The 9,770-nt window shown below is 66.4% G+C and carries 9 protein-coding genes; 7 read left to right on the forward strand and 2 right to left on the reverse strand.

Annotated elements, in window-relative coordinates; all coding sequences use genetic code 11:
- Positions 1–41 precede the first annotated feature (41 nt).
- Together ACTRWG_RS22140 and ACTRWG_RS22145 are read right to left on the reverse strand one after the other, a co-directional pair.
- Positions 42–878 carry a CE1 family esterase gene (locus ACTRWG_RS22140; RefSeq protein ID WP_462829944.1) on the reverse strand — a complete coding sequence of 279 codons (837 nt, stop codon included), beginning with the start codon at positions 876–878 and terminating at the stop codon, positions 42–44.
- Positions 878–1,363 carry a rhodanese-like domain-containing protein gene (locus ACTRWG_RS22145; protein ID WP_051357890.1) on the reverse strand — a complete coding sequence of 162 codons (486 nt, stop codon included), beginning with the start codon at positions 1,361–1,363 and terminating at the stop codon, positions 878–880. Before ACTRWG_RS22145 ends, ACTRWG_RS22140 begins: the two co-directional genes overlap by 1 nt.
- Positions 1,364–1,644: 281 nt before the next feature.
- Between ACTRWG_RS22145 and ACTRWG_RS22150 the strand changes: the two genes are divergently transcribed.
- From ACTRWG_RS22150 to selD, 7 genes are all read left to right on the forward strand, one after another.
- Positions 1,645–4,506 carry a monovalent cation/H+ antiporter subunit A gene (locus tag ACTRWG_RS22150; protein WP_462829945.1) on the forward strand — a complete coding sequence of 954 codons (2,862 nt, stop codon included), beginning with the start codon at positions 1,645–1,647 and terminating at the stop codon, positions 4,504–4,506.
- Positions 4,507–4,508: 2 nt separating this feature from the next.
- Positions 4,509–4,862: a Na+/H+ antiporter subunit C gene (locus ACTRWG_RS22155; RefSeq protein WP_027237992.1), complete on the forward strand. Its 354-nt coding sequence runs from the start codon at positions 4,509–4,511 to the stop codon at positions 4,860–4,862.
- Complete coding sequence (locus ACTRWG_RS22160) at positions 4,862–6,400, forward strand: monovalent cation/H+ antiporter subunit D (RefSeq protein ID WP_462829947.1); 1,539 nt, start codon at positions 4,862–4,864, stop codon at positions 6,398–6,400. Before ACTRWG_RS22155 ends, ACTRWG_RS22160 begins: the two co-directional genes overlap by 1 nt.
- The gene (locus ACTRWG_RS22165) at positions 6,397–6,894 is read left to right on the forward strand and encodes a Na+/H+ antiporter subunit E (protein ID WP_027237994.1); all 498 of its coding nucleotides are present in this window, start codon (positions 6,397–6,399) and stop codon (positions 6,892–6,894) included. Before ACTRWG_RS22160 ends, ACTRWG_RS22165 begins: the two co-directional genes overlap by 4 nt.
- Positions 6,891–7,160 (forward strand): K+/H+ antiporter subunit F, encoded by a 270-nt coding sequence (locus ACTRWG_RS22170; RefSeq protein ID WP_027237995.1) that lies wholly within the window; start codon positions 6,891–6,893, stop codon positions 7,158–7,160. Before ACTRWG_RS22165 ends, ACTRWG_RS22170 begins: the two co-directional genes overlap by 4 nt.
- Before the next feature lie 9 nt (positions 7,161–7,169).
- The gene (locus tag ACTRWG_RS22175; RefSeq protein ID WP_027237996.1) at positions 7,170–7,568 is read left to right on the forward strand and encodes a Na+/H+ antiporter subunit G; all 399 of its coding nucleotides are present in this window, start codon (positions 7,170–7,172) and stop codon (positions 7,566–7,568) included.
- Between the two features lie 48 nt (positions 7,569–7,616).
- Positions 7,617–9,770: selenide, water dikinase SelD (gene selD / locus ACTRWG_RS22180; protein WP_462829946.1), on the forward strand; the 2,154-nt coding region annotated here is incomplete at its 3' end.

Genomic DNA, 9,770 nt, shown 5'->3' on the forward strand with positions numbered 1-9,770 from the left:
GGGCGGGAGCGCACCGGTTCAAAAGGCGCTGCCCCGGGCGGTCAGCGCACGGCGGGTTCGTCCTCGAACCAATCGGCCATCCAGCCAGCCCAGCCCCCGGGCAGCGCATGGCCGCCGTCAAACAGAACCATCTCGATTTCAGCCCCCGGCCCGCAGTCCCAGCGGCGGCGCAACTGGCCGTCCTCCCGCCACGCTCTGTCCGGCGCATGGGAGGTGCAGCCATTGGCCTGCCGCCACAGCTCCAGCCCGGCAAAGACGTCGCCCTGCTCCCAGCGGCCGCCGCCGAGAGGCCGCCCCTCCAGCGGCACCACCTCATCGCGCCAGCCGTGGACCTGCAACAGCCGCACCGGCCCTGCGCAAGCCTCCGGCTGCGGCCGCCAAAAGGCCCCCGAAACCGGCGCATAAGCCGCAAAGGCTTCGGGATCGCGGCAGGCCAGGTAATGGACCATAAAGGCCCCGGCCGAGAACCCTGCCAGGACGGTCTGCGCCCCGGACGTGCCAAACCGCGCAGAGGCATCTGCCAGAACCGCGGCAAAGAACGCGCCTTCATCGCGGCCGTCATCAAAGGGGCCGAACCCCCAGCTTTGCGGACCAGCACCGCCCCGCTTGCGCCCCTCCGGCGCAATCAGCGCATAGCCGCGCTGCGTCACCCCTTCAACAAGCGCTTTGTTCTTCAGCACCTGCGCGCCGCTGCCGCCGTAGCCGTGAAGGAACATCACCACCGGCACCGGCGCAGCGGAGGCCTCCGGCAGCACGATGTGATAGCGGCCATCCTGCACCTCGCAAACCTCCGGCGCCGCGCCGCATCCCGCCGCCGCTCCGCTGCCCCAAAACGCAATCAGCGCCGCAACCGAGGCCCCAGGCTTAAAACCTCTCATCACCCCTCCCACCGGGCCACCGGCAGGTTGCCTGCAATCCAGCCCGGCCCCGCGGCGGAGCCCAGCATGCCTTCGGGCACGTCGATCACATTGGTGAAGCCCGCGTCTGCCAGCGCCAGCGTCATCCGCGCCGAGCGCACCCCGCGGGCGCAGATCAGTGCCACCGGCGCGGCCCTGTCCGGCCCCGTCACCGCCTGCAAGGCGGCCAGGAAATCATCGCGCCGCATGTCGATCTGGTGGCTGCCCACCGGTACCCCGGACGCGCGCCATTCCTGCGGCGTGCGGATATCCACCAGGATAATGCCGCCGTCCCGGGCCGCGGCAAAGGCCTGTGCCGCGCTCAGCCGCGGCTGGTCGTGCGCGGGCGGCTGGCGGCGGTGCCACCAGTAGCCAAAGCCGCCTGCCGCCGCAGCCCCGCCCAGCAGCATCAGCCGCCGCGTCAGGTTGCCAGTGTCCGTCTGTGTACCGGGCTGTGTACCGGGCATTTTGCCTCCGCATCTCCATTTGCCGCCGCTGGATCGCGGTCCTGCCCCAAGATCTAGCAGCTTGGCCGCCGCCAATCACCGGAAATAGAGGGTTTCGGCCGGTCAAGTTCTTGTTATTGCGCACGCCTCCCCCAAATATAGGCGCAATAATCGTATCAATTCCGTCCCGGGGTTGCGGCATTCTTACCGTATCAGGGGCGGCGGGGGTGGTTCTGGGCTGAAAAATTGCTTAGCACTGGACCAAAAAACAACGACGCGCCAACCCGACAGGAGACCTGCACGTGTCCCTATTCCTGATTGCGGCCCTGCCCTTTCTCGGAGCCGTCTTCCCAGCGCTTTTGATCCGCGCCGGGCGCAATGCCGCGGCTTCGGCAGCCGGGCTGACAACCTTCCTCGCCTTCACCGGGCTGATGCTGCACATCCCCGCCATCTTCCGCGGCGAGACCGTTTTTGCTGCGGTGGACTGGCTGCCCGCCCTGGGGCTGAATGCCCATTTCTTCCTCGACGGGCTGGGCTTCCTGTTTGCGGCGATGATCCTCGGCATCGGCCTGCTGATTATCCTCTACGCCCGCTTCTACCTGTCGCGCGAAGACCCGATGGGCCAGTTCTACAGCTACCTCTTGCTGTTCCAGGGCGCGATGGTTGGTATCGTTCTGTCCGACAACATCCTGCTTTTGCTGGTATTCTGGGAGCTTACCTCGCTCAGTTCCTTCCTGCTTATCGGCTATTGGAAGCACCTGCCCGAAGGCCGCCAAGGCGCCCGCATGGCGCTGGCCGTGACCGGGTCCGGCGGGCTGGCGATGATCGCGGGGATGCTGATCCTGGGCCATATCGCAGGCTCCTATGACCTCAGCGTGATCCTGCAGAACAAGGACGCGATCCAAGCCTCGCCGCTCTATCTGCCGGCGCTGATCCTGATCCTGCTGGGCGCCTTCACCAAGTCTGCCCAGTTCCCCTTCCACTTCTGGCTGCCGCACGCGATGGCGGCACCAACACCGGTGTCGGCCTATCTGCACTCCGCCACCATGGTGAAGGCCGGGCTGTTCCTGATGGCGCGGCTGTGGCCGGTTCTGGCCGGCACGCCGGAATGGTTCTACATCGTCGCCACCACCGGCCTAGTGACCATGCTGCTGGGCGCGGTGATTGCGCTGTTCAAGGATGACCTCAAGGCGCTGCTGGCGTTCTCCACCGTCAGCCACCTGGGTCTGATCACCATGCTCCTGGGGTTCGGCACCAAGTTCGCCGCCGTGGCGGCTGTCTTTCACATCATCAACCACGCCACCTTCAAGGCGGCGCTGTTCATGACCGCAGGCATCGTCGACCACGAGGCCGGCACCCGCGACATCAAGCGCCTCGGGGGCCTGCGCCACCTGATGCCCGTCACCTTCACCATCGGCACGGTGGCGGCGCTGTCGATGGCGGGCATTCCGCCGCTGAACGGCTTCCTGTCCAAGGAGATGATGCTGGAGGAAGCCTCCCACACCCTCTGGAACGGCTCGCATCTGATCGTGCCGGCGCTGGTGACCGCGGCGGCTGTGTTCTCCGCGGCCTATTCCTTCCGCTTCATCGCTCATGTCTTCCTCGGCCCCAAGCGCGAGGATTACCCCGGCCACCCGCATGACCCGGGCACCGGCATGTGGATCGGCCCTGCCTTCCTGGTGCTGCTGGTGGTGCTGATCGGCCTTGCCTCGGCCAAGATCGCAGGCCCGATGGTGGCCACCGCCGCCAGCGCGGTGATCGGCGGCGAAAAGCTGCCCTATTACTCGCTCAAACTGTGGCACGGGCTGACCCCGGCGCTGTATATGTCGATATTTGCGGTGATTGGCGGCGCGGTGCTGCTGGCCCTGCATAAACCGCTGGCCCGCGCCTGGGACGCCGCGCCGCGCCCCGAGGCCAAGGTGATTTTTGAGGGCCTTATCGGGGCTTTCACCCGCCTCAGCCAGGCAGTGACCAGCGGGCTGCACAACGGTGCCCTTAACCGCTACTCCGCGGTGATGGTCGCCTTCACTGTGGTGATTGCCTACCTGGCCTACCAGGGCGGCACCCTGGGCGCGCCGACGCGCAGCCTGCAGGAACCCGGCCTGCTGCCGGTGACCGGCTGGTTCGCCTTGGTAATCGCAACCCTTTTCATTGTGGTGAAGCACCGCAACCGCCTGCTGTCGCTGGTGCTGATCGGCGTGATCGGCCTGGTGGTCTCTATGGCGTTCAACTACCTCTCGGCGCCGGACCTGGCGCTGACCCAGATCTCGGTCGAGGTGGTGACCATCATCCTGATGCTGCTGGCGCTGAACTTCATGCCCAAGGAAACCCCGGTCGAAACCCCGGTCCTGACGCGTCTGCGCGACGGCGCCATTTCGGTTGTCGCGGGCCTGGGCGCGGGCGGGCTGATCTATGCGCTGCTGATGCGCGACTTTGCCTTCCCGACCATCTCGGACTTCCACCTCGCCAACTCCTACAAGGGCGGCGGCGGCACCAATGTGGTGAACGTGATCCTGGTCGACTTCCGCGGCTATGACACCTTTGGCGAGATCATCGTGCTGGGCATCGCCGCCATGGTGATCTTTGCCCTGACAGAGGCGGTGCTGGGCTCCCGCGTGCGCGCCTACCTCTTGAACCGCGAGCCGGACCTGCCGCAGGCGGGCGACAGCCATCCGCTGATGATGGTGGTGGCGACCCGGGTGATGATGCCGCTGGCGCTGATGGTGGCGGCCTATATCTTTTTCCGCGGCCACAACCTGCCCGGCGGCGGCTTTATCGCGGGCCTCGTCGCGGCGATTGCGATCATCATGCAGTACATGGCCTCGGGCTTTGCCTGGGCGACCGAGCGGCAGCGTTACCCGTACCACGCCATCATCGGCTCCGGCGTGCTGATTGCCGCCGCCACCGGCATGGGCGCCTGGTTCAACGGGATGCCGTTCCTGACCAGCGCCTTCGGCTATATCCACTGGGAACCGCTGGAGGAGTTCGAATGGGCCACAGCGGCGCTGTTTGACCTTGGCGTCTTCCTGGCGGTGGTGGGCGCGGTGCTCTTGGCACTGGAAAGCCTGTCGCGCTTTGCCTGGCAGCCGGGCATCAGCTCTGAACACGCGATGGACATCAACCCGGCCCGCGAGGACGCGGCCAAGACCGGGACGGAGGGATAACCATGGAACTTCTCGTCGCCTCGGCCGTGGGCATCCTGACTGCGGCCGGCATCTATCTGATCCTGCGCCGCCGCAGCTTCCCGGTGATCCTCGGCCTGTCGCTGATCACCTATGCGGTCAACGTCTTCCTGTTTGCCTCCGGCCGGCTGATGACCGCCGCGCCGCCGATCCTCAACAAGTATGAGGAGGTGGCCTATACCGATCCGCTGCCGCAGGCGCTGGTGCTGACCGCCATCGTGATCTCCTTCGGCATGACCGCGGTGGTGGTGATGATCGCGCTGGGGGCCTTCCTGTCCTCGCGCGATGACCGCACCGCCCTGCCCGCTGAGCCCGAAGGCGCGGGAGAGGACGCATGATGGAGCACCTTCTGATCGCGCCGGTGGTGCTGCCTGCCCTGGTTGCGCCGTTCATCATCATGGTCCTGCGCCACCACCTGGACCTGCAGCGGATCTTCTCCCTCGCCAGCGCGGTGCTGCTGGCCGGTGTAACCCTGGCGCTGGCGGCACAAGCCGCAGACGGCACCGTCAAGGTTTATGAGCTGGGCGACTGGCCCGCGCCCTTTGGCATCGTGCTGGTGCTGGACCGGCTGTCGGGCATGATGATCGTGCTGACCTCGCTTTTGGCGCTGCCGGTGCTGCTTTATGCCATCGGGTCGGGCTGGGACACCCGCGGCAGCAACTTCCACGCGCTGTTCCAGTTCCAGCTGATGGGCATCATGGGCGCCTTCCTGACCGGCGACGCCTTCAACCTGTTTGTCTTTTTCGAAGTGCTGCTGATCGCCTCTTACGGCCTGATGATCCACTCTGGCGGCACCCGCCGCTTTCAGGCCGGGGTGCAGTATGTGGTCTTCAACCTCCTTGGCTCCACCCTGTTCCTGTTTGCCCTTGGCACGATTTATTCGGTGACCGGCACGCTGAACATGGCAGACCTTGCGGTGAAGGTCGCGCAGATCCCGGCCGAGGATACCGCCCTGCTGCGGGCCGGCGCGGTGATGCTGCTTCTGGTCTTTGCCATCAAGGCGGCGCTGCTGCCGCTGCATTTCTGGCTGCCCTCGGCCTATGCCAACGCGCCGATGCCGGTGGCGGCGCTGTTCGCCATCATGACCAAGGTCGGCGCCTATTCGATCCTGCGCATGTACACGCTGGTCTTCGGGCCAGAGATCGCGGCGACCGCCGGGCTGACCGAAAACTGGCTGCTGCCCGCCGCGCTGCTGACGCTGATTGCCGGTGCAATTGGCGTGCTTGGCTCCAACAAGATCGGCCGCCTGGCCGCCTTTGGCGCCATCGCCTCGATGGGGACGCTGCTGATTGCGGTGTCGCTGTTCACCCAGACCGCCACCGCCGCCGCGCTCTATTACCTGGTGCATTCCACCCTGGCCGCAGCGCTGCTGTTCCTGGTTGCCGACCTGGTGATGGAGCGCCAGGGCGGCTGGATCCTGCCGCAGCTGCCGATGCCGCAGACCGGGCTGATCTCGGCGCTGTTCTTTGCCGCCGCCATCGCGCTGGCGGGGATGCCGCCGCTGTCGGGCTTCCTGGGCAAGCTGCTGGTGCTGGATGCCACCCGCGGCTCTGAGCTGGCCACCTGGATCTGGGCGGTGATCCTCGTCGGCTCGCTGATCACCATCATCGGCATGGCGCGCGCAGGCTCGCTGCTGTTCTGGAAAGGCCACGGCCTGCCGCCGGAAAACACCGATACCAGCGAGGAGCCGCCGCAGGAGGAGCCTGCCGCAAGACCGGCGCAGCTGCCGTTTGTCGCGTGTTTCGGGCTGCTGGCGGGGCTGGTGGCGCTCACCGTCTTTGCGGGCCCCGCCACCCGCTACGCCGAGGCCACCGCAGCGCAGCTCTTTGCGCCTGAGGCGTATATCGGTACCGTGCTTGGGGAGGAGGCGAAATGAAACTGTTCCGGCGGCTGCTGCCGCACCCTTTTCTGACGCTGCTGCTGACCCTCACCTGGCTGCTGCTGGTGAATGGCTGGTCGCTGAACTCGCTGCTTTTCGGCTTTATGCTGGGGGTGCTGATCCCGTTTTTCACCCAGCCCTACTGGCCCAACCGGCCGCGGCTCAGCAAACCGCTGAAAATCGCGGAGTACGTGCTGATCGTCCTGATGGACATCATCCAGGCCAATATCATCGTGGCCCGGATCGTGCTGTTCAAGCCTAACGCAGACCGCCGCCCCAACTGGATCACCATCCCGCTGGACCTGAAAACGCCCGAGGCGATCACCGCCCTGGCCGGCACCATCACCATGACCCCCGGCACCCTGTCGGCGGATATCTCTGACGCAGGCCACGCGCTTTTGGTACATTGCCTGGATGCCCCCGACCCGGACGCGGTGCGCGACGAGATCAAACAACGCTATGAGCGCCGGCTGATGGAGATTTTCGAATGATCGAAAACGCTGCCTATTTCGCCTTTGCCTGCTTCGCCCTGGCGATGCTGATGAACCTGTGGAAGGTCGTCACCGCCCCGGATATCGCCGACCGCATCCTGGCGCTGGATACCATGTTCATCAACGCCATCGCCCTGATGGTGCTCTATGGCATGGCGCTCGGGACAGAGATCTTTTTCGAGGCCGCGATGATCATCGCCATGCTCGGCTTCGTCTCCACCGTGGCCTACGCGCGCTTCATCCTGCGCGGCAACATCATCGAGTGAGGGGCAAAGATGGCAAGTCTGTTTGAATTTATTGTTGCCGCCTTCCTGGTGATTGCCGGGATCTTCGGCATCGTCGGCTCCTACGGCCTGATCAAGCTTAACGATCGGATGTCGCGCCTGCACGCGCCCACCAAGGCCACCACGCTGGGCGTCGGCGGGGTGCTGCTGGCCTCGCTGATCCACGCGGCAGTGTTCGAGGAATATGTCTCGGTGCATGAGCTGATGATCACTCTGTTCCTGTTCCTGACCGCCCCGATCACCGCGAATTTCATTGCCAAGGTGCATATCCACCGGCACGAGACCCGCGAAACAATGCCTTCGGCAGGTGTGGATGACCATTGGGCCACCCATGACAAACCGGAGGATGAGGAACAGAGAACCGCAGGCCGCCCGGACGCCGCGCAATAAGCGCAGCAACCCGGCCGGAACCGGCCCGCAGCACAGGCAGGATAGCATATGGACTCTTTGCGATTGCCGCTCACCCGCGATCTGGTGCTGATCGGCGGCGGCCACACCCACGCGCTGGTCTTGCGCAAATGGGGGATGCGGCCCCTGCCCGGCGCCCGGCTGACAGTCATCAACCCCGGCCCCGCCGCGCCCTATTCCGGCATGCTGCCCGGCTTTGTCGCAGGCCATTACACACGCGGGGAGCTGGACATCGACCTGGTGCGCCTGGCCCGCTTTGCCGGTGCCCGCGTGGTGCTGGGCGCGGCAGAGCATATCGACACCGCGGCCCGGCTGGTGCATGTGCCGGGCCGCCCGCCGGTTGCCTATGACGTGGCCTCCGTCGACATCGGCATCACCTCCGCCATGCCGGATCTGCCGGGCTTTGCCGAATACGGCATCCCGGCCAAACCGCTCGGCCGGTTCGCCGCGCAGTGGTCCGCCTTCCGCGATGGCAGCGGCCCCGCCCATGCCGCCGTGATCGGCGGCGGGGTTGCCGGTGCAGAGCTGATCCTGGCCATGGCCTTTGCGCTGAAATCCCGCGGCCGTCTGGCCCAGGCGACGCTGATCGACAGCGACCAGGCCTTGCGCGCCATCGGCGAGACCGCCCGCAGCAAGCTTCTGCGCGCCTTGGTCGAACACGGCGTCCGGCTGGAGGAAAACGCGCCGGTCGAACGGATTGAGGACGGCTATATCGTGCTGCAGGACGGGCGCGAGGTGCTGTCGGATTTCACCACCGGCGCCGCCGGCGCCCGCCCCTACGGCTGGCTCGCGAACAGCGGGCTTGACCTGCAGGACGGCTTCATCCGGGTCAGTGAAACCCTGCAAAGCTCTGCCGCCAATGTCTTTGCCGCCGGCGACTGCGCCCATCTGGATTTCGCCCCGCGCCCCAAGGCCGGCGTCTATGCAGTGCGCCAGGCCCCGGTGCTCTACCACAATCTGCGCAGCACCCTGACAGGCGACCCTCTGCGCAAATACCGTCCGCAAAAGGATTACCTGAAACTGATCTCCATGGGCGCCAAGGAAGCGCTTGGCGAACGCTTCGGCACCACGCTGTCGGGCCCCTTGATGTGGAGCTGGAAGGACCGCATCGACCAGGCCTTCATGGAGAAGTTCCGCGACCTGCCCGCGATGGACCAGCCGCCGCTGCCCGCCGAACACACGCTGGGGATGGAGCAGGCGCTGGGGGACAAGCCGATGTGCGGCGGCTGCGGCGCCAAGGTCGGGCGCGGCGCGCTGCTGGGCACGCTGGCCGGGCTCAGCAGCACCGGGCGCGAAGACATCACACCCCTGCCCGGCGACGATGCCGCGCTGCTGACCACCGGCGGCGTCAAACAGGTGATCAGCACCGATCACCTTCGCAGCTTCACCAATGATCCGGTACTGATGGCCCGCATCGCCGCCGTGCATGCGCTGGGGGACATCTGGGCAATGGGCGCGGAACCTCAGGCGGCAACGGCCAACCTGATCCTGCCACGCATGTCGCCGGAATTGCAAACCCGCACCCTGCAGGAAATCATGGCAGCCGCCACAGAGGTCATGCAATCGGCCGGCGCCGCCATCATCGGCGGCCACACCTCGCTGGGGGATGAGCTGACCGTGGGCTTCACCGTCACCGGCCTCTGCCCCCGCCCGCCGATCACGCTTGCCGGCGCCCGGCCGGGCGATGCGCTCATCCTGACCAAACCCATCGGCTCCGGCGTGCTGATGGCCGCGGAAATGGCTGGCGACGCCAGCGGAGAGTGGGTGGCAGCGGCACTGGAGCAGATGAGCCAGCCGCAGGGTGAGGCCGCCCGCATCCTGCAAGGCGCCCATGCGATGACCGACGTGACCGGCTTTGGCCTGCTCGGCCATCTGCTCGGCATCTGCGAGGCGTCCCGCACAGGCGCGGACGTGTTCACCGGCCAGGTGCCCCTGATGCAAGGCGCCGCAGAACTGGCTGACCGCGGGGTCCGGTCCTCGCTGCTGCCCGCCAACCAGGCGACGGTGCCGGAGCTGAAAACCACCGGCTGGCAGGAGCTGCTGTTCGACCCGCAAACTGCGGGCGGGCTCTTGGCGGCGGTGGCCGCAGATCAGGCCGGCGGCCTGCTTGAGCACCTGCACGCCGCCGGATACCCGGCGGCCCTCATCGGCAAGATCACAGAAGGGGCCGGCGCCATCACCCTC

The organism is Leisingera sp. G5_S3_59_S7 (genome assembly GCF_054968485.1).